Annotated in this window: 24 protein-coding genes; 2 read left to right on the top strand and 22 right to left on the bottom strand. The window is 72.3% G+C overall.

From position 1 onward, the window contains the following. The 4 genes from BIV03_RS08495 to BIV03_RS08510 form a co-directional block, all read right to left on the bottom strand. Nucleotides 1–275 (bottom strand): helix-turn-helix transcriptional regulator (locus BIV03_RS08495; RefSeq protein ID WP_139201916.1); only part of this gene is annotated, 275 nt, incomplete at its 3' end. Then, nucleotides 272–646 (bottom strand): DUF2255 family protein, encoded by a 375-nt coding sequence (locus BIV03_RS08500; protein WP_071295360.1) that lies wholly within the window; start codon nucleotides 644–646, stop codon nucleotides 272–274. The genes BIV03_RS08495 and BIV03_RS08500, both read right to left, overlap by 4 nt. 4 nt (nucleotides 647–650) lie before the next feature. Further along, complete coding sequence (locus tag BIV03_RS08505; protein WP_071295361.1) at nucleotides 651–1058, bottom strand: cupin domain-containing protein; 408 nt, start codon at nucleotides 1056–1058, stop codon at nucleotides 651–653. A gap of 107 nt (nucleotides 1059–1165) precedes the next feature. Next, nucleotides 1166–2008 (bottom strand): SDR family oxidoreductase, encoded by an 843-nt coding sequence (locus tag BIV03_RS08510; protein WP_071295362.1) that lies wholly within the window; start codon nucleotides 2006–2008, stop codon nucleotides 1166–1168. A gap of 136 nt (nucleotides 2009–2144) precedes the next feature. On the opposite strand from BIV03_RS08510, the gene BIV03_RS08515 reads away from it, so the two are divergent. Both BIV03_RS08515 and BIV03_RS08520 read left to right on the top strand, forming a co-directional pair. After that, entirely contained in the window at nucleotides 2145–3038 is an 894-nt protein-coding gene (locus BIV03_RS08515; RefSeq protein WP_071295383.1) for a helix-turn-helix transcriptional regulator, read from the top strand. A gap of 69 nt (nucleotides 3039–3107) precedes the next feature. Further along, entirely contained in the window at nucleotides 3108–5141 is a 2034-nt protein-coding gene (locus BIV03_RS08520) for a GMC oxidoreductase (protein WP_083403300.1), read from the top strand. A gap of 18 nt (nucleotides 5142–5159) precedes the next feature. Here the strand turns inward: BIV03_RS08520 and BIV03_RS08525 are convergent, their stop codons facing one another. The 18 genes from BIV03_RS08525 to BIV03_RS08610 form a co-directional block, all read right to left on the bottom strand. Beyond that, entirely contained in the window at nucleotides 5160–5969 is an 810-nt protein-coding gene (locus tag BIV03_RS08525) for a GAF and ANTAR domain-containing protein (protein ID WP_071295363.1), read from the bottom strand. Nucleotides 5970–6217: 248 nt separating this feature from the next. Continuing rightward, nucleotides 6218–7393: a flagellar hook protein FlgE gene (locus BIV03_RS08530; RefSeq protein WP_070418840.1), complete on the bottom strand. Its 1176-nt coding sequence runs from the start codon at nucleotides 7391–7393 to the stop codon at nucleotides 6218–6220. Nucleotides 7394–7436: 43 nt separating this feature from the next. Beyond that, a complete protein-coding gene (locus BIV03_RS08535) occupies nucleotides 7437–7871 on the bottom strand; it encodes a flagellar hook assembly protein FlgD (RefSeq protein WP_071295364.1) in 435 nt (144 codons plus the stop codon). 40 nt (nucleotides 7872–7911) lie between these two features. After that, nucleotides 7912–9522, bottom strand: a complete 1611-nt coding sequence (locus tag BIV03_RS08540) for a flagellar hook-length control protein FliK (RefSeq protein ID WP_071295365.1) — start codon at nucleotides 9520–9522, stop codon at nucleotides 7912–7914. After that, a complete protein-coding gene (locus BIV03_RS08545) occupies nucleotides 9519–10232 on the bottom strand; it encodes a C40 family peptidase (protein WP_083403302.1) in 714 nt (237 codons plus the stop codon). The genes BIV03_RS08540 and BIV03_RS08545 overlap by 4 nt, the downstream gene beginning before the upstream one ends. Continuing rightward, a complete protein-coding gene (locus tag BIV03_RS08550; protein ID WP_071295367.1) occupies nucleotides 10229–10660 on the bottom strand; it encodes a hypothetical protein in 432 nt (143 codons plus the stop codon). Before BIV03_RS08550 ends, BIV03_RS08545 begins: the two co-directional genes overlap by 4 nt. Next, on the bottom strand, nucleotides 10660–12012 hold the full coding sequence (locus BIV03_RS08555; RefSeq protein ID WP_071295368.1) for a FliI/YscN family ATPase: 1353 nt from the start codon (nucleotides 12010–12012) through the stop codon (nucleotides 10660–10662). Before BIV03_RS08555 ends, BIV03_RS08550 begins: the two co-directional genes overlap by 1 nt. Continuing rightward, nucleotides 12009–12644, bottom strand: coding sequence for a hypothetical protein (locus BIV03_RS08560; protein WP_139201915.1), 636 nt, complete (start codon nucleotides 12642–12644; stop codon nucleotides 12009–12011). The genes BIV03_RS08555 and BIV03_RS08560 overlap by 4 nt, the downstream gene beginning before the upstream one ends. Further along, on the bottom strand, nucleotides 12637–13686 hold the full coding sequence (gene fliG / locus BIV03_RS08565) for a flagellar motor switch protein FliG (protein ID WP_083295340.1): 1050 nt from the start codon (nucleotides 13684–13686) through the stop codon (nucleotides 12637–12639). Before fliG ends, BIV03_RS08560 begins: the two co-directional genes overlap by 8 nt. Further along, a complete protein-coding gene (gene fliF, locus BIV03_RS08570; protein WP_071295370.1) occupies nucleotides 13683–15353 on the bottom strand; it encodes a flagellar basal-body MS-ring/collar protein FliF in 1671 nt (556 codons plus the stop codon). The genes fliG and fliF overlap by 4 nt, the downstream gene beginning before the upstream one ends. Continuing rightward, entirely contained in the window at nucleotides 15353–15706 is a 354-nt protein-coding gene (gene fliE / locus BIV03_RS08575; RefSeq protein WP_083403303.1) for a flagellar hook-basal body complex protein FliE, read from the bottom strand. Before fliE ends, fliF begins: the two co-directional genes overlap by 1 nt. Beyond that, nucleotides 15706–16101 (bottom strand): flagellar basal body rod protein FlgC, encoded by a 396-nt coding sequence (locus BIV03_RS08580; RefSeq protein ID WP_070418832.1) that lies wholly within the window; start codon nucleotides 16099–16101, stop codon nucleotides 15706–15708. The genes fliE and BIV03_RS08580 overlap by 1 nt, the downstream gene beginning before the upstream one ends. Beyond that, a complete protein-coding gene (locus BIV03_RS08585; RefSeq protein WP_070418831.1) occupies nucleotides 16098–16442 on the bottom strand; it encodes a flagellar basal body protein in 345 nt (114 codons plus the stop codon). The genes BIV03_RS08580 and BIV03_RS08585 overlap by 4 nt, the downstream gene beginning before the upstream one ends. A 339-nt stretch (nucleotides 16443–16781) precedes the next feature. Continuing rightward, nucleotides 16782–17066 carry a hypothetical protein gene (locus BIV03_RS08590; protein ID WP_071295371.1) on the bottom strand — a complete coding sequence of 95 codons (285 nt, stop codon included), beginning with the start codon at nucleotides 17064–17066 and terminating at the stop codon, nucleotides 16782–16784. After that, nucleotides 17056–17532 carry a flagellar export chaperone FliS gene (fliS, locus tag BIV03_RS08595; RefSeq protein ID WP_083295338.1) on the bottom strand — a complete coding sequence of 159 codons (477 nt, stop codon included), beginning with the start codon at nucleotides 17530–17532 and terminating at the stop codon, nucleotides 17056–17058. Before fliS ends, BIV03_RS08590 begins: the two co-directional genes overlap by 11 nt. Before the next feature lie 11 nt (nucleotides 17533–17543). Beyond that, the gene (gene fliD, locus BIV03_RS08600) at nucleotides 17544–18941 is read right to left on the bottom strand and encodes a flagellar filament capping protein FliD (protein WP_071295372.1); all 1398 of its coding nucleotides are present in this window, start codon (nucleotides 18939–18941) and stop codon (nucleotides 17544–17546) included. A 90-nt stretch (nucleotides 18942–19031) separates the two neighbouring features. Next, nucleotides 19032–19871, bottom strand: a complete 840-nt coding sequence (locus BIV03_RS08605) for a flagellin (RefSeq protein ID WP_071295373.1) — start codon at nucleotides 19869–19871, stop codon at nucleotides 19032–19034. A 129-nt stretch (nucleotides 19872–20000) separates the two neighbouring features. Beyond that, on the bottom strand, nucleotides 20001–20852 hold the full coding sequence (locus BIV03_RS08610; protein WP_254790815.1) for a sigma-70 family RNA polymerase sigma factor: 852 nt from the start codon (nucleotides 20850–20852) through the stop codon (nucleotides 20001–20003). Nucleotides 20853–21235 lie beyond the last annotated feature (383 nt).

The following is a 21235-nucleotide window of genomic DNA, read 5'->3' on the forward strand; positions in this document are numbered from 1 at the left end:
GCACGGGCGAGGTCGAACAGGTGGTCGCGTTCGGCGTCGTCGAGGAGCAGCGCACCGGCGATCGCGTGCAGGACGCCCTCGGACACCCCGGAGAGACTGCCGCGCTCGAGTCGGGAGTAGTACTCGACGCTCACGTCGGCGAGCATCGCCACCTCGCCGCGGCGGAGGCCCGCGACCCGCCGGTTCGCTCCTGCGGGCAGGCCGACCTGCTCGGGGCGGACGCGGGCGCGCCGGCTGACGAGGAAGTCCCTGACGTCGTCGTGGTTCGTGCTCATGGACGGGGACTGATCCGGACGGTCGCCGAGGTCGGTCCGTCCTGCAGCATCGGGGGCAGGTAGGGGCTGCCGGCGTACTTCGCCTCGTAGGCGGCGTCGATGCGGCTGTTCAGGTCGGGGCCGACGGCCTCGAAGGCTGCCTCGTGCTCGGCCCCGGCGGCGCGGATCCTGCCGGCACCCTGCTCGACGGCGGCCCGGAACCACCGGGAGCGCCGACCGTTGTAGGCGCGGGCGTACAGCTCGCCGTCGACGACCACGGACCAGATCCACGTCGGCGTGCCGTACGTCGTGCCGTCCCCCCGGAACGGGCTGACGTGGAGGTCGTCGCTCGCGGCGATCGCGGCGATGGTGTCCTCGTCCCAGTTCGTCATCGGCTCACCGGCCCGCGAGGTCGTCGTCGGAGACGTGCTCGAGCCAGGTGGTCGTGGTCGACGGGTCGTCGGCGCTCTCGAGCATCGCGAAGTGTTCCATGAAGGTGCCCTCGGCGGAGGCGTGGAAGTGCTCCTCGCCCGGTGAGACGTACACGGTGTCACCGGGACGCGCGGTCACGACCTTCCCGTCGCGGGTCCCGAAGCGCGCCACGCCCTGGGTGACGCGGAGGAACTGGCCGCGGGCGTGGGAGTGCCAGGCGGTGCGGGCACCGGGGGCGAACTTCACGAGCGCGAGTGTCGCGCGCTGGTCGCCGTCCTGCGGGGTGACGATCGGGTCGACCCACACGTCGCCGGCGAACTGCTCCGGCGGGTTCTTGGCGGTGGGCTGCTTCGACAGGATCTCCTGCGGCATGGGTTCGTCCTCTCTCGGCGGGTGGTCGTGTGCCCGCTGCGTCCGACGCTACGACCGATGGCGGTCGGGAGGGATGTCCTGACAGGGTGACCTTCGTGGACGACCGGTCACGCGTCGTGGTCCATGGACGACGACAGCTCGCGGTGCGCGTCGGCCTGTTCGACCAGCATCGCGGCCTTGGCCTCGGCGGTCTGCACCGCGTCGGCTCCGGCGAGGAAGCGTGCGGGGGGCTCGGGGAGCGCGGCGATCTGGACCAGTGCCGCGGCGAGCTTCGCCGGATCGCCGCCTTGGGTGCCGTTCATGCGCTTCCAGGCGGCGATGGTCTCGGTCGTGCGTGCGGCGTAGTCGTCGATGGACAGTGCCGGCCAGATGGTCGAGGACCCTTCGACCAGGAGCTCGGTGCGGAAGAAGCCCGGCTCGACGATCGTCGTGGTGATGCCGAACGGTTCGACGTCGGTGCGGAGGGTCTCCATCCACCCTTCGAGCGCGAACTTCGACGACGAGTAGGCGGAGCAGAAGTCGACCCCGACGAGTCCAGCGGTGGAGGTGATCGTGATCACGCGGCCGCTGCGCTGCTGCCGCATCACGGGCAGGATCGCGCGCGTGACGGTGAGGGGGCCGAAGAAGTTGACCTCCATCTGCTGGCGGTACTGCTCGTCACTGATCTCCTCGAAGTAGCCGGCGTAGAACATGCCGGCGTTGTTCACGAGGACGTCGATGCTGCCGAACCGCTCGACCGCGGCGGCGGCTGCGTCGTTCGCGGCTGCCGGGTCGGTGATGTCGAGCGAGAGCGGGAGGAGGTCGTCGTGCTCACCGAGTGCCTCGGTGACGCGGGCCGCGTCACGGGCGGTGGCGACGACGCGGTGGCCGGCGTCGAGTGCGGCCTGGGCGATGTCGACGCCCATCCCGCGGGCTGCTCCGGTGATGAACCAGACGGTCGTGTCAGTCATGGTGGTGCCTTCCTGCTGCGCGGTCGCGCTGTTGCTCCTCCAGTGAAACCCGAGCCGACCGGTCGAGAGGTGCCACGTCTGTAGGGGTACTGACGCTGACCCTCTGGCCGCGGATCGGCGACGTATGGTCGTCGGCATGGACAACCGCGACGAGCTCCGCGCGTTCCTGACCTCGCGTCGGGCCCGGCTCACGCCACAGGCTGTCGGGCTGCCGGACTTCGGCGGCCGTCGACGGGTTCCGGGGCTGCGACGTGAGGAGGTCGCGCTCCTCGCCGGGATGAGCGTCGAGTACTACAAGCGGCTCGAACGGGGCAACGCGACCGGGTTCTCCGACGTCGTCCTGGACGGCATCGCACGGGCCCTGCGACTCGACGAGGCCGAGCACCGGCACCTGTTCGACCTCGCCCGGACGGCGAACGACGGCGACCGACCGAGGGCGCGTCGTCCGATCGCGCGCACCACGCAGGTGCGCCCCACCGTGCAGCAGACCATCGACGCGATGTCGACCGTCCCGGTCTTCGTCCAGAACGGCCGCCTCGACGCGGTCGCCACGAACGCACTCGGTCGTGCGCTGTTCTCGGAGATGTTCACGCACCCGCAGACGACCGTCAACGCGGCTCGCTACGTGTTCCTCGACCCGCGAGCGCAGACCTTCTACCGGCACTGGGAAGCCGACGCCCGACAGATCGTGGCGATCCTGCGGGCGGAGGCCGGTCGCTCGCCGTACGACACGGCGCTCAGTGGGTTGGTCGGGGAACTCTCCACCCGCAATGACCTGTTCCGCCGGCTCTGGGGCGCCCACGACGTCAAGGAGCACCGGACCGGACTGAAGATCGTCCACCACCCGGTCGTCGGCGACCTCGACCTGACCTTCGAATCGATGGAACCGGCGTCGAACCCCGGCCTGACCCTCCTCGCGTTCTCGGCCGCGCCCGGCTCGCCCTCCCACGAAGGTCTGCAACTGCTCGCGAACTGGGTCGCCACCGAGACGACGTCGCCGGGACCGACCGCAGCGGAGTCGTCGGTCTAGCGTTGCACCGTGGACGATGACGTCACGGCAGGCGCAGCGGAGCGCACGACGGCAGGAGCAGGACCCCGGATGACCGATCCCGACGACTCGACGCAGCAGGTGTTCCTCCACCGCAACCGCGTCCGACTGCAGTCCCTCGTCGACCGGGTCGTGCCCGCCGACGAGTACCCGTCGGCGTCCGAGGCCGGCGCGCTCGAGTTCCTGGCGTCGGTCCTCGACGAGCGTCCGGACTGGCTCGACCGGATCCGTGAGGTCGTGGACGGCCACGACCAGGACGACGACCCCGACTGGGCGTGGTTCGCGGGGATCGTCGCCGCCGGCTACTACGCCGACGCGGGCAACGGCGGCAACGCCGGCGAACGCTCGTGGGAGATGGTCGGCTGGCAGCCCGGGCCGCCGGCGGGGTGGAGCGTCCCGGTGCCGGTGCCCACCGCGCAGCCGGTGGTGGTGCGCCCGTCGGAGTTGGCCGAGCGGTACGACGCGATCGTCATCGGATCGGGGGCCGGTGGGGGTGTCGCGGCGTGCGGGCTCGCCGAGTCCGGGCGCCGCGTCCTCGTGGTCGAGGCCGGGTCCTGGCCGGGCACCGCCGACCTCGCGCAGGACCACATCCGCAATCCCCGGTCGACGTGGGGGCTCGCACCGCGGTCCGGTCCCGTCGACCTCGGCAACCCGCGCGTCATCGCCTCGCCCGAGGGAGACCGGGTCGCCCGGCCGTCCGACTGGGACTGGCACAACAACGCCTTCACGGCGGGCGGTGGCACGAGGGTCTACGGCGCGCAGGCGTGGCGGTTCGCCCCGAGGGACTTCACGATGGCCACCGACCACGGTGTGCCGGACGGCAGTGCCCTGGCGGACTGGCCGATCGGCTACGCGGACCTCGAGCCCTGGTACGAGCGGGCGGAGTGGGAGCTCGGCGTGAGCGGCGACGGCGACGGCCGGTGGGCCGGTCCCCGCACACGGGCGCTGCCGATGCCGGCGGTGGCGGCGGGACCCGCGCGGGAGCGGTTGGCGCGGGCCGCGACCGAGCTCGGTTGGTCGACGGTGCACGTCCCGCTGCTCGTCAACTCGGTCCCCTTCCTCGGGCGGGGAGCGTGCGAGCAGTGCGGGATGTGCGTCGGGTTCGCCTGTCCCGTCGACGCGAAGAACGGCAGCCAGAACACGATGCTCCCCCGGGCCGTCGCCACCGGCAACGCGTCCGTCCTCCTCGAGACCCGGGCCGCGCGGATCCGGACGGATCGGTCCGGCCGCGTCGTCGGGGTGACGCTCGTCGGGACGGTCGACGGCCTGGACTGGCGTTCGGACGTCGACGCGGCGGAGGTCGTCGTCGCGGCGGGCGCGGTGGAGTCGGCCCGGCTCCTCCTCAACAGCCGCAGCGAGCAGGAGCCGAACGGGCTCGGCAACGGCCAGGACCAGGTCGGACGGCACCTGCAGGGGCACCGGTACGGCGGCGCGATGGGCATCTTCGACGACGTCGTCGAGGACGCCCTCGGGCCCGGGCCGTCCATCGCCACGACCGACTTCCGGCACGGCGTCCCCGGGCAGGTCGGCGGCGGGATCATCGCGGACGAGTTCGTCGCGACGCCGTCGAACACCTACGCGTACCTCACCGGGTTCGGGCTCCTCCCCCGTGCGGGCATCGACAGCAAGCACGGGATGCGCGACCTCGCCCGCCGGAGCATGCGACTGATGGGGCCGATCCAGGAGGTCACGTCCGCCGACTCCCGCGTCCGGGTCGACCCCGCCGTCACCGACCGGTGGGGCGTCCCCGTCGCACGGTTCAGCGGTGGTCCGCACCCGGAGGACACCCGTGCCCGCGACCACACCAGTGCGCGGAGCGGGGACTGGCTCCGGGCCGCGGGTGCGACGCGGGTCGCCGAGATGCACGGGGAGCTAACCGGGACGAGTGGTGGCCAGCACCAGGCCGGGACCCTCCGCATGGGCGACGACCCGCGCACGTCGGTCGTCGATCCGTTCGGCCGGGTGTGGGGACACGACAACCTGCGCGTCGCCGACGGGTCGGTGCACGTCACGAACGGCGGGGTGAACCCGGTGCTGACGATCTTCGCGACGGCGATGCGGACGATCGACGACATGGTCCGGTGACGTCGGGCGCCGCTGACGCTACCCGCGGCGACGGGTGCGGGGGTCCTTCGGGTCCGTCGGGTCCGGCGGCTCCGGCGGCTCCGGCGGCTCCGTCGGCTCCGTCGGCTCCGCCGGCTGACCGAGGACGGTCCGTCCGGCGAGCACGGCCAGCGCGACCTCGGTGACCGGGAGCCGGTTCCGCCGCGCGTGGTCGCGCAGCAGCGAGAACGCGGTCGCCGGGTCCACGCCGTTCCGGTTGGCGAGCCACCCCTTCGCCTGCTCGATGACCGTCCGGCTCTCGAGGGCCGCTTGCAGCTGCGCCTGTGTCGTCACGGCGTCGTCGATGGTCCGCTGCTGCACGACCGAGATCGCGGCGATGTCCGCCAGTGCCCGCGCGGCGACGAGGTCGTCCTCGTTGAACGCGCCCGTGGACTCGCCGAACAGGTTGAGCGACCCGACGACCGTCGCCCGGAGCCGCAGTGGGATCGAGTGGACGGCGCGGTAACCCGCGTCCGCCGCGGCCCGGGAGAAGTGCGGCCATCGAGACTCGGCGGCCAGGACGTCGGGGATCGAGACCACGGTCCCCGTCCGGGCGGCTTCGAGGCAGGGTCCGTCGCCGACCTCGAGCTGCAGGAGCTCGAGCAGTCCGCTGTGGTGCCCCACCGAGGCGGCGATGTGCAACCGATGGTCCGAGCCGAACAGCATCAGCCCGGCGGCCTGCACGTCGAACAACGCCGCCGACTCGTCCACGAGGAGCTGCAGGCGGCCCGCGAGGTCCCGTGGACCGGTGGCACCGCCGACCAGTTCGATGATGGTGTCGAGCAGTCGTCGTTCGCGGTCGACACCCAATGGGTCACTCCAGATGCGGTGATCAGAAGTGGCCGGTCGTGCGCTGCTCCAGCGGCCGGGGACCGCGTGGTCCCACCGTACGGCCCGCACATGCGAACGCACCCGGGCGTCCGACGTGCCTGACCAGCGCACGACGGAAGGCACCGCGAACCGCGGTTCCCCGTGGTTCGCGGTGCCTTCCGTTGTGCGCAAGCGCCCCGCACCGGCGGCCGCCGCCGCGGCCGCGGGGCACCGCCGCCGCCCCCGCGCTACCGCTTCAGGTTCGTCAGCTCCTGCAGCACCTCGTCCGAGGTCGTGATGATGCGCGCGTTCGCCTGGAACCCGCGCTGCGCCACGATGAGGTTCGTGAACTCCTGCGACAGGTCGACGTTCGACATCTCGAGCGTGCCCGACGCGAGCTGCCCGACACCGGGCGACCCCGGAGCGCCGACCGTGGCGTTGCCGGAGTTGGCCGTGGCGCGGTAGCCCGACGCACCGGTCTTCTCGAGGCCGGCCGGGTTCGCGAACGTCGCGAGGGCGATCCGACCGATGGCGAGCGACGCACCGTTCGAGAACGTCCCGACGACCGTGCCGTCCTTCGAGATCGAGTAGCCCTGGAGCGACCCGGCCTCGTGGCCGTTCTGCGACGAGATCGACGCGGTGTTGAGCGACGCGAAGCCCGTGAGCTGCCGCATGTCGACGGCGATGCCCCCGACGGCGAGCGTGCCACCGGCCGTGAGCTTGCCGTCGGTCCCGAACGTGAGCGACGTCGTCGCCTGGGTGCCCTGGCCGTCGGTCGCGGTGACGTCCCAGCCGGCGGCGGTCCGCTCGTAGGCGATCGACATGGTGTGCTTCGCACCGGACGCGTCGTAGACGGTGGCGTCGCGGGTGATGACCGCGCCAACGGCGGTCTCGGACGGCAGGTTGCCGGTCACACCAGCGGTGGAGGTGCGGACGGCGGGCGCGGCGGCGTCGAGCGGCAGGACGATGTCCGACAGGGCGCCGTTCTCGTTCACGACGCCGTTCGTGGCCGGGTAGCCCTGCACGATCTTCCCGTCGGCGCTGACGAGGCGGCCGTCGGCATCGAAGTCGAACGCACCGGCGCGGCTGTACACGGTGTCGTTGCCGAGGCGCGTGACGAAGAAGCCGTCGCCCGAGATCATCAGGTCGGTGGCCTTGCCGGTGGCCTGGGCGGAGCCCTGGGCGAAGTTCGTGGAGACGCCGGCGACCTGCACGCCGAGGCCGATCTGGGCCGGGTTCGTGCCACCGATGCCGGTCTGCGGTCCGCCGGCACCCTGGGTCATCTGCGACAGGGTGTCCTGGAAGACCGTCGACGACGACTTGAAGCCGACCGTGTTGACGTTGGCGATGTTGTTGCCCGTGACGTCCAGCATCTGCTGGTGCGAACGGAGGCCGGAGATCCCGGAGTAGAGCGAGCGGAGCATGGTGCGTCCTTTCGTGGAGGTACCGAAGAAGAAGTGGAGGGGGTCAGGAGGTCGTCTTGATGCCGGAGATCACGTCGAGGTTGACCTCCTTCCCGTTCACCGTCACGGTCGGCACGCTCTGGGCGTACGACACCGCGGTCGCCGTCCCCGTGATCGGTGTGCCGGACGTGGCGTCGGTGTAGCTGACCTGCTTCCCGACGAGGTTGGCGGCGGCGATCCGCATCTGCAGCGAGAAGTTCTCGTTCGCCGTCGTGGTCTGGTTGGTGATCTGCTCCATCATCGCGAGCTGCGTCTGCTGGCTGATCATCTGGTTCGTGTCCATCGGCGAGGACGGGTCCTGGTTCTGCAGCTGCGTGACGAGGAGCTTCATGAACACCTCGGAGTCCATCGTCTGCGACCGCGAGCCGGTCTGGTTCGCGGCGAGGGCCGCGGCCTGGGCGGCCTGGTCCACGGTGCCGGTGATGCCGTCGATCGGCATGGTCGTTCCCTTCGGTTCTGCCTGTGCTGGCGGTCGTCGCTCAGGCGAGGACGTCGAGTCCGACGGTGCGGACGGTGGGCGTGTGGGCGGTGCCGGGTGCGCGCGGGGTGCGCCGCGCCTCCTGGCCGGTGTCGACGCGTGGACCGGTCTGGGCGGGCCGTTCGTCGTGCCCGGAGCGGGTGTCCGGGTGGTTCTGCGAGGACAGGTCGAGCGTGGTCGACAGTCCGGAGCCGGCGGCGTCGCGGCGGAGGTCCGGCATGACCTGCCGGACCGCGTCGCGCCCCGCGTCGGAGGCGGCGAAGAGCTCGACGTGCATCCCGTGCGCGGTGACGTGCGCGCGGACGGTGACCGGGCCGAGCGTGTCCGGCGTCACCTGGACGGTGACGACGTGCTCCCCCGGGCCGGCCTGTGCGAGCGTGAACACCGGGCGGGCCAGCTGCTGGGCGAGCGGGGCCGGGGCGTTCGCGGTGGCTGCGCCGGACACCGGCGTGGCCGGCGCGGCGGGCGCCGTCGGCGAGGTGGTCGGGACCGCGACGGCGCTCTCGCCGCCGCGGGGCGTGGTGACGGCCGGGAGGCGCGGATCGCCCTGGTCGGGCGCGCCGCTGTCCGCCTCGTGGCCGGTCTGGGCACTGCTGCCCGGTGCTCCGGCGGCCGGGGTGGTGGCCGTTGCCGTGGCCGTGGCCGTGGCCGTGGCGACGACGGGCTGCCCGGCGTCGGCGGGGTCGGCGCCGGCGCCGGTCGTGGCGGCCCGGGCACCCTGGGCGCTCTGGCTGGCCTGGGTGCTCTGGGCGACCGGCGTGCTCGCTGCTGCCGGGGCCGTCGGTGCGGCCGTTGCCCCCGTGACGGCGGACGCGGGCGTTGCTGCCGTCCGGTCGGCCTCGTGCGGGGACACCGCCGAGAGGGCAGGGCTAGACGTGCCGAGCGGGGCGGCCGGGGTCGTCGCCGCGGCAGCTGTCGTTCCGGCGGCGGTCGTCGCTGGGGTGCCGCCGAGCGCCCCGGCCGCGGGGGTCGTGGCAGCGGTCGCCGCGGTCGGGTGGGCGCTGCTCGCGGCGTCGGCGTGCATCGTCGGGTCTGCGGCGCCGGGCGTCGGGGTCGCCCCGCTGCCCGGCACGGGTGCGTCGAGCGACGCCACGGCTGCTGCGGGAGTCGCGAGCGGCTGGGCGGCGGTGGTCGGCGCGGCGGGGACCGGCTGGACCAGGGCAGCGACGACCGACGCGGTGTCGACGGTCGGCGCCGTCCCCGTCACGGCGGGACCGGCGGCCGTGCCGGCGCTGGAGGTGCCGTCGGCGACGGTGTCGTCGGCGGAGCGAGCCGCGGCGGCACGGGTCGCACCGTCCGTCGGGCCGTCCGTCGTCGTTTCCGTCGCCGAGCGGCGGTCCCGTCCCGCTGCCGAGGCCGTGTGCTGCGCATCGCGGTCCGCTCCGGGCGCCGGGGTGCGGCGGTCGTGGGACGGCCCCGTCGGCGTGCGTCGGTCCCGGGCGTCGGCAGCCGAGGCAGCGGACGCGGAGGACTCGGTGGCCCCGGCCGAACCCGCGTTCCCCGCGGCGGCCATCGCGGCGCCGAACGAGTCCGCGGACGCCGGCGCACCCGACGAGGACGCGGCCCGCGCCGGTGCCGGGGTGGCAGCGGACGTGGTGATGGTCAGGCTCATGCTGCGCTCCCCGCGTTCATGAGGGACAGCAGCGCCGCCGTCTGCAGGTCCGTCGCACCCGAGGCCGCGGTCGTCGCCGTCGTGGCGGACGCCTGCGCGGGCACGATGCGTCGGATCGTGGCGATGTCCGAGTCCTTGTACCAGTTGTCGACGATCCGGACGTCCTTGCCCGGTCGCGGCGCGTGCAGGACCTTGCCGTCGCCGACGTAGATGACGACGTGCCCCTCGCCCTTCGGGATGATGAGGTCGCCGGGCTGCGCGTCCTTGAGGGACCCCACCTCGACGCCCATCTTCGCCTGGTCCGGCACGACCCGGGGCATGGTCACCCCGAGGTCCTTGAACACCGTCTGCACCAGCCCCGAGCAGTCCATGCCGCTCGTGGTGGTGCCGCCGAAGACGTACGGCACGCCGAGGTACTTCTTCGCGTCCGCGACGACGTCGGCACCCGTGGCACCGCTGCCCGTCGCGAGCGTCCCGGCCCCGGCGTCGACGGACGTGGCGGCGGCCGCGGGCGTCACGGCCGAGGTCGTGCCGGTACCGGTCGCGCCGGTCCCGCTCCCGGTCGCGGTCGCCAGGGCGTCGGCGAACGCGGTCGACGTGGCGGCGCCCGACGCGGCCGAGGTGGCCGCCGTCGCGGTGGTCCCGCTGCGCAGGGCATCGATCTGGGTCCGGATCTCGGAGATCCGGGAGAGCACGGCGTCCACGCTCATCGGGCACCACCTTCCGCGCGGCTGCGTGCCGCGATCTCGTCGAGGGCGTTCTGTTCGGTGCGGAGGTCCTCGGCGGCCTGCTGCTCGTCGTGCTGGACCTCGAGCTTCTCGAGCCCGAGGGCGGACCGGCGGGCGGCGTTGTAGTCGTCCTGTGCCCGGTCGGCGTCGGCGCGGCGGGTCCGGGCGACGGCGTCGAGCTCCTCGAGCATCCCGCGGGTGGCGGCACGCGCCGCGGCGACCGCGCTGAGGGTCGCGGCGTCCTGGATCGGCTGCGAGCCCTCGGTGTCGGCGAGGTTCCGACGCGCTGCGATCCGGGCGTCGGCGGCGTCGCGCACCCGCTCGTTGGCGGTCGCGAGGGCGGCGGCGGCACGGTCCTGTTCGGCGTGCCGGAGCCGGAGGAGCCCGGCGAGCGGGAACCGGCGGGCCATCAGGCACCACCCCCGGTGCCGAGCGTGCCGACGAGTGCGTCGAGGGAGCGCCACGACGCAGCCGCGGTCGCACGCTCGTCCATGCCCTGCCGCAGGAAGCCGTCGATCGCGTCCTGGTGGTCGACGGCGGCGTCCACGAGGGGGTTCGTCCCGCGCTGGTACGCCCCGACGTCGAGCAGGTCCTGCGCCGCCCTGCGCGCGGCCATGACCTTCCGCAGGGCCGTCGCCGCACCGCGCTGCCCGGGCGTGGTGACCTTCGAGGCCACGCGCGACACCGAGCCGAGCGCGTCGACCGACGGGAAGTGCCCGGTGATCGCCAGCTTCCGGTCGAGCACGACGTGCCCGTCGAGGATGCTCCGGGCGGCGTCGGCGATCGGTTCGTTGTGGTCGTCGCCGTCGACGAGGACCGTGTACAGCCCCGTGACGCTGCCGACCCGGTCGGTCCCGGCGCGTTCGAGCAGTCCGGCGAGGACGGAGAACGTCGACGGCGGGTAGCCCCGGGTGGCCGGCGGCTCCCCCACGGACAGCCCGATCTCGCGCTGCGCCATCGCGACGCGGGTGAGCGAGTCCATCATCAGCACGACGTCCTGTCCGGCGTCGCGGAAGGACTCGGCGATGCGGGTGGCGACGAACGCGGCACGCAGGCGCATGAGCGCCGGCTCATCCGAGGTCGACACGACGACGATCGAGCGGGCGAGGCCCTCCGGACCGAGGTCGTCCTCGAGGAACTCGCGCACCTCGCGTCCGCGCTCGCCGACGAGGGCGATGACGTTGACGGCCGCGTCGCTCCCCCGGGCGATCATCGACAGCAGCGAGGACTTGCCGACGCCGGAGCCCGCGAACAGGCCCATGCGCTGCCCGCGCCCGACCGTCGTGAGGGTGTCGAGCACGCGGACGCCGAGCTGCATCGGGGTGTCGATGCGCGTCCGGGCCATGGCGTTCGGCGTCTCGTGGTCGAGCGGCACCCACGCGACCGGCTCGCCACCGGCGCCGACGAGCGGACCGCGGTCGTCGATCGGGCGTCCGAGTCCGTCGAGCACGCGTCCGAAGAGTCCCGCCCCGGTGGGCACGAGCACCGGTCGCCCGGTGGGCCGTGCGGGCGTGCCGGCGGTCACACCGGTCAGGCGCCCGAGCGGCATGCAGCGGACGCCGGTGACGTCGGTCGCGACGACCTCGACGAGGGTCTGCGGCGCACCCTCGGCACCGACGGCGACGACCTCGCCGACGTGCGCGTCGAGTCCGGCGATCGTGAGGCCGAGTCCGACCGCGCTCGTGACGACACCGACCCGCTGCGGAGCGGCCTGTCGGAGTGCCTCGTCGAGCCCACGGGGGCGGAGGAGCGTCGTGGTCACGGGGTCACCCCCAGCGCCGTGCGGGCACGGTCCAGCGCAGTGGCGATCCGCGCGTCGAGCATCCCGTCGGGCAGGTCGACGACGGCGTCCCCGTCGCGCAGCGACGGGTCGGCGACGACCGGGACCGGCAGGTCGAGTTCGGCGACGCGCGCGGCGTCCGCGACGCTCAGCCGGAGGGCCACGGCGACGGTGCGGTCGATGGACGCGAGCGCCCGCTCGACGGTCGCCTGCGCACCGGGGACGACCCGCGCCTCCCGTCCGTCATCAGCGGTGTCCGCGGTTCGGGAGGCGCGGATCGCGTACCCGACGACGGCTTCCGCCAGGTCGACGGCCGCGACCGCGACCGACTGCTCGGCCTGGTCGAGGACCGGTGCGACATGCGACAGCATCGCGTTCGTCGCGGCGTCGAGGACCGCGATGCGGCGCGCGGTGTCCGCCTGCATCGAGGCGGTGCGGGCCGCGTCCTCGGACTCGAGCCGGGCGCGCAGCGCGTCGGTCTCGGCCTGCGCCTGCCGGAGCCCCGCGGCGTACCCGGCGGCGTGCCCGCGCACGTCGGCGCTGGCGGCGCGCGCGTTCCCGGACGGGTCCCCGATGACGGGGAACGCGACGCGCTGGACCACGGACTCAGTCAACGAGCTCGTCCTCCTCGGCGCGGTGGACCGTGATGACGCCCTGCGCCTCGAGTTCGCGGACGGAGCGGACCACCTCGGCGCGGGCCTCCTCGACCTGCGAGACCCGGACCGGGCCCATGGCTTGCAGCTCGTCGTCGAGGAGCTCGCGGTTGCGCTCGGAGACGTTCGCCCGGATCGTCTCGACGACCGGCGCGGCGGCACCCTTCATGGCGGTCGCGAGGAGCTTCGAGTCGATCCCGCGCAGGACCTGCTGGATGTCGCGGGACTCGAGCTTGACGATGTCCTCGAACGTGAGCATCCGGGAGCGGATGTCCTCGGCGAGCTCGGGGTCGCGCGCCTCGAGCCCGTCGAGCACGGCCTTCTCGGTGGCGACGTCCGAGCGGTTGATGATGTCGACGAGCGGGGCGATGCCGCCGACGACCTCGACGCTCTCGCGCGGCGACACGACGGCACCGGCGCGCTGGCGGAGGACGCCGGCGACGATCCCGACGGCTTCCGGGGTCGCGCTCCCCATGGTCGCGAACGCCTGGGCGACGTCGGTGCGGGCGCGCTCGTCCACCCCGGCGAGCACGGCGCTGGCCTGGGCCGGCTTCAGGTGTGCGAGCACGAGGGCGATGGTCTGCGGGAGCTCGCCCTCGAGGAGCGTGACGACCTGGCCGGGCTCGGCGTCGTCGAGGAAGTCGAACGACTGACCGGCGAGGTTCGAGGCCAGGCGGTCCATGACGCCGGCGGCGCGTTCGGCACCGAAGGACGCCTCGAGCAGCCCGAGCGCGGTCTCCTTGCCGCCGCGCTTCTGCGTGCGGCCGCTCAGCGTCATCCGGTGGAACTCGGTCAGGGTCTTGTCGACGACGGTGTCCTCGACGCGGCGCATCCGGACGATCTCGGCGGAGATCTCCTCGGCCTCGATCTCGGTGAACTGCTTCATCACCTCGGCGGCGCGCTCGGTCTCCATCTGCATGAGGATGAGCGCGACCTTCTGCGCGCCGGTCAGCGCACGGTCTCCAGCGCCGGTCCCGCCGGCGCTCGGCACCAGGGCGCTCACACCGGTGCCCGGTCGTCGAGGAGCCCGCGGAGGAGCTCGGCCGTGCGCTTCGGGTCCCGCTCGGCGAGGGCGGAGATGTCCTGGCGACGACGCTCCGCGGTGATCTCCTCGGTGGTGAGGACCTCGGTGGGGGCGTCGTCGTGCGGCACGGTGGGCAGCGCGACGGTCGGGGCGTCCCCGGCCTGCAGGGTGCTCCGGTCCGTGGCGCCGTCGACGGCGAGCGGGAGCTGGAAGGTCTCGCCGGAGAAGGCGTCGAGCTCGCCGAGGTCGACCGCCTCGCGCTCCTGCTTCCGGCTGCGGCGGGCGAGGAAGACGATGATCGCGATGAGGGCGAGCAGCGCGCCGACGACGATCCCGGCGGTGCGGATCGACGACCACAGCGCCTCCTGCTGGTCCGCCTTCTGCTGGGCCTCGAGCGCCTTCGTCGCCTTGTCGGCGGCGCTGGTGTCGAAGTCCATCATCGCCACGCGGACCTGGTCGCCGCGGGTCTGGTCGACACCGGCGGCCGCGGCCACGAGGTCGTTGATGCTCTGCAGGTTCGCGTTCTGCACCGCGGCCGCCTTGGAGTTCAGCGCGACCGAGATCGTCTGACGGGAGAGCCCACCGGCCGGCAGCTGCGTGGTCTCGGTGGTGTGGTCGACGGCGTTGTTCTTCGTCGCGGACTCGTTCTTGTACCCGTCGTCGGCGCCGCTCGTGGCGGTGCCGTTCGGCACGGCGATGTTGTCCGGGCCGAGGACGCCGGTCGCCCCGGCACCGCCGGCACCGGACCCCGCGCCGTACTGCTCGGTAGTGGACGACTCGTTGAGCGCGACCGGGCCGGTCGTCGGCGTCGTGTAGGACTCCGACGTGCGGGTGCCCGAGTTCTGGTTCATCGTTGCGGACACCACGACGCTGGCGTTCCCGGTGCCGAGGGTCGTGTCGAGCAGGTCCTGGATCTTCTTGCTCGTCGAGGCGTCGTAGTCGGCCGCCTGGTCCGCGCCGCTCCCGGTCGCGCCGGTGCCGACGGCGGAGAGCGTCCGGCCCTTCGCGTCGACGACGGAGACGTCGGTCGGCTGCATGCCCTCGACGGCGGCGCTCGTCAGGTGCACGATCGCCTGGACCTGGTCGGTGCTCAGCTCGCTGCCGTTCTTCGTGGCGATGAACACCGACGCGGTCGGGTCCTTCTCCTCGGAGACGAACACGGTCTTCTCGGGGATCGCGAGCTGCACGGTGGCGGTCTGCACGCCGTCCATCGCGCCGATGGTCTTCGCGAGCTCGCCCTCCATCGCGCGCTTGTACGTGACGTCCTGCTGGAACTCGGAGCTCGTCACGCCCATCTTGTCGAGCAGCGAGTAGCCGCCCTCGTTCGATGCGGGGAGCCCGTTCGACGCGGCCTTGAGCCGCTCCGAGTACACCGACCCCTGCGGGACGAGGATCGTGGCCCCGCCGTCGGTGAGCTGGTACGGCACACCGTCGGTGGTGAGCTGGTCGGTGACGCTCGCCGCGTCGGCCGCCGCCAGTCCGGTGAACAGCGGGGCGTAGGACGCCTTGCCGAGCCAGCTCGCGAGCGCGATGCCGCCGAGCACGAGCGCGGCGATGACGAGGATGGCGATGGTCCGCTGGGCAGCGCTGAAGCCCTTGACGTAGGCGGCGAGACGACCGAAGAGGTCCTTGACGGCGACGGGCATCAGGCCTGCATCCTCATGATCTCGTTGAAGGCGTCGACGCCCTTGTTGCGGACGGCGGAGACGAGCTCGAGCGTGACCTGGGCGCGGGTGGCGGCGATGGTCGCGTCGTGGATGTCGTCGAGGTTGCCGGTGACGGCCTTGAGCGCGAGGGTCTTCGAGTCGCTCTGCAGCTGCTGGAGCCCGTCGACCGCGTTGCCGAGGCTGGCGGCGAACCCGCTGCCGTCGGACGTCGCGCCGGCGGCCGCGACTCCGCTCGTCGCGCTCGTGCCGACGTCGCTGGACGTGCCGCTCAGGCTCGTCATCGCGTTCGTCATCGCGTTGGTGGTCACACCGTTCACGGCGTCGATGGGCATCAGTTCTTCCCGATCTGCAGGGCCGCCTCGTAGGCGGTCTTCGCGCGGTCGACCACGGCGGCGTTCGCCTGGTAGCCCCGCTGGGCCATGATGAGGTCCGCCATCTGCGTGCCGAGGTCGATGTCCGGCATGCGGACGTAGCCCTCCGCGTTCGCGAGCGGGTTGTCCGGGTCGTACGTGACCCGGCCGGCGGCGCTGCCGAACGCGGCACCCTTGACGTAGGCGCCGGAGACGCCGTTGCCCTCCTGGACCTCGACGTAGCGGGCCTGGAACGCGGAGTCGTCCATCGACTTCACCGTGTTGACGTTCGCGATGTTGTCCGACACGGCGTCGAGCCACTTGCGGTGCACCGTCATGCCGGTGCTCGCGATGCCGATCGCGTCGAACGTGGTCACGAGGTGGTCCGCATCGCCGCGCGGACACTGGTGAGCTCGGAGTTCATCGCCTGCGTGGCGAACTGGTACCGGAGCACGGTGTCGATGTTCGAGAGCGTCTCCTCGTCGAGGTTGACGTTGTTGCCGTTCGTGTTCGTCGGCTCGAGGCTCCGCGCGACGGTCGGGGTCGTGCCGCCGTCCCCGTCGACGATCGACTTCGCCAGGGCGTCCTCGAACTGGACCTTCTCGGCGTGGTAGTTCGGCGTGTTGATGTTCGCGATGTTGTTCGCGATGACCTTCTGTCGCATCGACAGGCCGTCGAGCGCACTCTGCAGTGCGACGCTCGTCACGGAATCGAACACTGGTGGACCGTCCCCTCGCTGACGACGTCCCCTGTTGACGTCGCCTGATGGCGGTGGCCGATCCGTGGCCGAACTGGTGAGCGATCCGTGCTCAGGGGGCGCTGTCGGCCGGGCCGTGGGGCGCGTTAGGGGTCGCCCCGAACGGGGGGCGGTGGCTCACGTGTGCACACTTCGACATTCCGCCGGTCGATCGACGCGTGCTTCGTCGCACGATGCACACGCATCCGGTGCGTGTGCATGCTCCGACGTTCCGCCAGTCGATCGACGCGTGCTTCGTCGCACGATGCACACGCATCCGCGCGGCCGCCGCCCGCGCCGCCGCCCGCGCCCGGCCCCGCGTCAGGCGGACGCGTCGAGGTACACCGAACCGCGCGGCTCCCGCGTCGCGTCCACCGCCCGGAGCGCCCCGAGGTGGTCGAGCGTCGCCCGACGGTCCCCCTCGAGCGCAGCGATCCGGTCCCGCTGCGCGGCGAGCAGCCGGGAGGCACGCCCCACCAGCTCCCGCGGCACCGGCCCCAGCCCGGTCGGCTCGGACCACCGCACGTCGCCGCCCGCCGTCAGGTCGGCTTCGAGCGCCTCGAGCACGGCCTCCCACGCGGCACGGCGTTCCGCGTCAGGCGACACCGAGTGCCCCGCCGGTCGGGTGCTGCACGGCGGTCGCCGCCGGGATCGACGCGGCGGCCTCGTGCCACGACTGCCGCAGCGGCTCGAGGATCCGGATGCAGTCGCGGGTTGCCTGGACGTCCCGGTGCACGTTCGCGGTGATGAGCGACGTCGACGCGTAGTTGTAGATCGCCAGCAGTCCCTCGCCGCCGTCCCACACGTCGATCTTCAGCGTCGAGGACAGCTCGCCGACGATGGCCTGCGCGTGCAGGAGCTGCTCGCGGGCCGCGTCCCAGTCGGCGGTCGTCTGTGCGGCCTCGGCGCGGTGCAGGTCGAGGAGCAGCCGGTCGTAGAGCATCGTGACGAGCTGCGCCGGCGTCGCCGAGAGCACGGCTTCGTTCGTGTACTGGGCACGGCGCTGGTCCGTGACGGTGCGGGGCTGCGCGGCCTGTCGGAAGGCGGCGGACTGGAGGTCGAAGGCGTTCATCGGTGTTCCTGTCAGCTCGTCGTCGACGCCAGCTGGCTCGCCAGCCAGCTGGACTGGGACTGGAGCTTGCTCAGGCTAGTCTCGAGGCTCGCGTACATCGTCTGCAACGCTGCGCGACGCGAGGTGAGCCGGTCGGTCCAGCTGTCGATCTGGGTGTTGAGGTCCTTCGCGACGGCCTGCTGTCCGGTGATCGCGGTGGTGATGGACCCGTCGTACTTGTCGGAGGCCGCGGTGGCAGCGGCGCCGACGTTCGCCGCGACGCCCGAGAGCATCGCCTGCGTGCCCTCCGGATCGGTCGCGAGGGCCTTCTGGAAGACGTCGGCGTCGAAGGTGAAGTCGCCGTCCTTCGTGATCGAGATCCCGATCGACGACGGGGACTTCCCGCCCACCGGCGCGGACATCGTGCTCGCGAGCCGCTGGACGACGTCACGCGTGGTGCCGTCGCCCGAGAGCACGCCGGCCGTCGTCGTGGTGGTGCCGGTCGTCGGGCTGGTCGTGCTCGTGACGGCGGTGTTCGAGCTGTAGTACGCGGCCACGGCGTTCATCGCGTCGACGAGGCCGGACGCGACGGTCTGCGCCTTCGTGGTGTCCTGCGCGATGGTCAGCGTCACCGGGTCGGTGGTGGGCTGCGTCACCGTGACGCTGACCCCGGGGACGAGGTCGGTGAACGTGTTCGTCGTGCTCGTCACCGTCTGCGCCGCCGCGGTACCGGCCCACAGGGTCACGCTGGCGTCCTTCGCCTGCGTGACGACCGCGGCACCGACCTGGGTGAGGACGTTCGTCGCGGTGCCGGCGGTGACCTCGTCGGCCGTGCCGCGGTACACCTCGAACGCGCCGGCCGCCCCGGTCTTCGCCGAGGTGAGCTGCAGGCGGTAGAGCTTCGTGCCGTCGGCGTCGGTCCCGGCGGCGACCCGCGTCGCCGTGACACCGGCGCCCGACTTGTTGATCGCGGACACGGTGTCGTCGAGGGACCCGGAGGCCGGTGTGACGGTCGTCTTCGTGCCGTCGGCGCCGACGAGCGTGATCGGCTCGGCTGCGGAGGACCACGTCGCCATCGCCGCGGTGACGCCGACCTGCGCCGACGCGGTGGACCCGACCGTGAAGCTCAGCGACCCGGCGCTGGCGTTCGCCCCGGTGACCGCGGTGACGCCCGGCGACGAACTCGTGGCCGTGAAGAGGTCGAGCGAGGTCGCCTTCGCCGCGTCCTTCGCCTTCGTCGCGAGGGTCTGCACGAGCCCGTTGATCGTCTGCAGTGACGAGATGAACGAGTTGGTGCTGGTGAGCTTGTTCTTGAGGAGCGTCTGCGGGACCCCCTCGACGCTCATCAGCGAGTTGATGAGGTCGGTGGTCTTGAGACCGCTGACGAGACCGTCGATCGCGAGACTGCTCGCCGATGACACGGACGACATCGATGGCTCCTGCCGCTACGAGGGGAAAGGGTGCGGGCGACGCCGCCGCCCGGGGTACCTGAACGATCCCGGACGACGGCGTCAGCGCTGCTAGCGCAGGAGCGAGAGCACACCCTGCGTGCTCTGGTTCGCCTGCGCGAGCATCGAGGTGCCGGCCTGGCTGAGGATGTTGTCGCGCGTGTACTTGACCATCTCCTCCGCCATGTCGACGTCGGTGATGCGCGAACCGGCAGCGGTGAGGTTCTCCTTGGCCACGTTCGTCACGTTGATGGCGTGGTCGAAGCGGTTCTGGATGGCACCGATGTTCGAACGTGCCGTCGACACGCTCTTGATCTGCGCGTCGATTGTGGTGATCGCGGTCTGCGCACCGGTGGCGGTCGTGAAGTCGAGACCGGTGACGGCGGTCGCCACGGTCGAGACGTTCGCGCCCGACAGGTCGACGTCGATCTGGCTCGCCGCGTCGCCGTTGGCGCCGACCTGGAACTTCAGGACGCCTGCGGTGCCGGCGGAGCCGTCGAGCAGGTTGATGCCGTTGAAGTTGGTCGACTGGGAGATGCGGGTGAGCTCCTTGGACAGCTCGCCGACCTCGGTGGAGATCGCCGTGCGGGAGTCCGCGTTGTTCGAGTCGTTGCCGGCCTGCACGGCGAGGTCACGCATGCGCTGGAGGATCGAGTGGGTCTCGGTGAGGCCACCTTCAGCGGTCTGCACGACGGAGATGCCGTCCTGTGCGTTGCGGGCGGCGACCGTGAGGCCACCGACCTGGGACTTCAGCCCCTCGGAGATCGACAGACCGGCCGCGTCGTCGGCAGCACGGTTGATGCGGAGACCCGACGAGAGCTTCTCGAGGGACTTCGACAGGTCGTTCTGCGTCGAGTTCAGGTTCCGGTACGTGTTGAGTGCCGAGAGGTTGGTGTTGATGGACATACCCATGGTGGTTTCCTCCGTGAAATCTGGGTCGTACGTCTGCCCGTCCGTGGGCTGACAGGGGTGACTCTCGACCGGTTGGCCGGAGCCGTTAGGGAATCGGCGGAATTCGTCGTGCGACGAGACCGCCGAGGGCTAGCTCACCGCGACGACGGGGGCGGTCGTGACCGTCGTGGCGTCCTGCACGGCCCGCGCCACGCCGGCTGCGGCGTTCGCGGCGACCCGTGCCAGGTACGCACTGCGGCGCGCGGCGGTGGTCTTCGAGGCCGGCTCCACGGTGACGCCGTCGTCCCCGTAGTGCGCGGCGAGTCCGTCGCGGAGCAGGCGCATCGCCTCGGAGCGCTGCTGCGACACGGCGGAGTGGGTGATCCCGAGCTCGGCGGCGACCTCGGTCACCGACCGGTCGCCGAAGTACACGTTCTCGACCACGAAGCGCATCCGCTCCGGCAGCGCCTCGACGGCGGCACGGAGGTAGCGGCGCTTCTCCGCTTCGAGCAGGTCCTCACCCGGCAGCGGCAGGTCCGCGGCGAGGGTGTCGTGCACGGTCTCGTCGATCGGCGAGACGGTGCGGGCCGCGTCGCTCATGGCGTCGGCGGCGGTCTGGCGGTCGACGCCCATCGCGTCCGCGATCTCCTGCACGCCGACGCTCCGCCCGAGCCGGGCCGACAGCGCCTCCTGCGTGGCGAGGGTCTCGCGGATCCGCTTCCGGGTGCCGCGGGACGCCCAGTCGGCGGAGCGCATGTCGTCGGCGATCGCGCCGGTGATGCGGGTGCGGGCGTACGCGCCGAAGGGGACGCCGAGGTCGGGGTCGAAGGACTCGGCCGCGGCGACGAGGGCCAGCGACCCGACGGCGGCGAGGTCGTCACGGTCGAGGTGCGTGGCACGCGCCCGCACGTCGGCGACGATGTAGCCCACGAGCGGGAGGTGCTCCACGATCATCGCGTTGCGGTCGTTCCGGTCCATGCTGATCCCCTGGTCGCCTGACATGCCTGACCCGTCCGTGGGCGCGGCAGACGCCGGCCTCGGATGGCCGGTGCGTACGCCGAAGACCCACCCGGGTCCCTCCGGGTGGTGCACCGTGCGTCCCTGCGACGCGGTGCGGGGTGTCCCCCGCGGTGCGCTTCGAATGTATCGGCTGGCAAAGCCCTGAGTAGGTGCACAACCGTCCCCAAAGCGGGGGTGAGCGGGCGTTATCCCGGTCGGCATTTGGGGGGACCCCGGCCTGGGAACGCGCGTTCTTGTCCCCCGATGTGGGTGATTCCCTGGAGGCGCGGGTCGTGTCCGGCAGGCGCGGTCACCCGGTCGGTGCTTACGCCCGGCACCCGCGACCCGATAGGTCCCGGTGTCCGCAGGATGACCGACACACCCCA

The sequence above is a fragment of the Curtobacterium sp. MCBA15_016 genome, from assembly GCF_001865105.1.
Taxonomy (GTDB): domain Bacteria; phylum Actinomycetota; class Actinomycetes; order Actinomycetales; family Microbacteriaceae; genus Curtobacterium.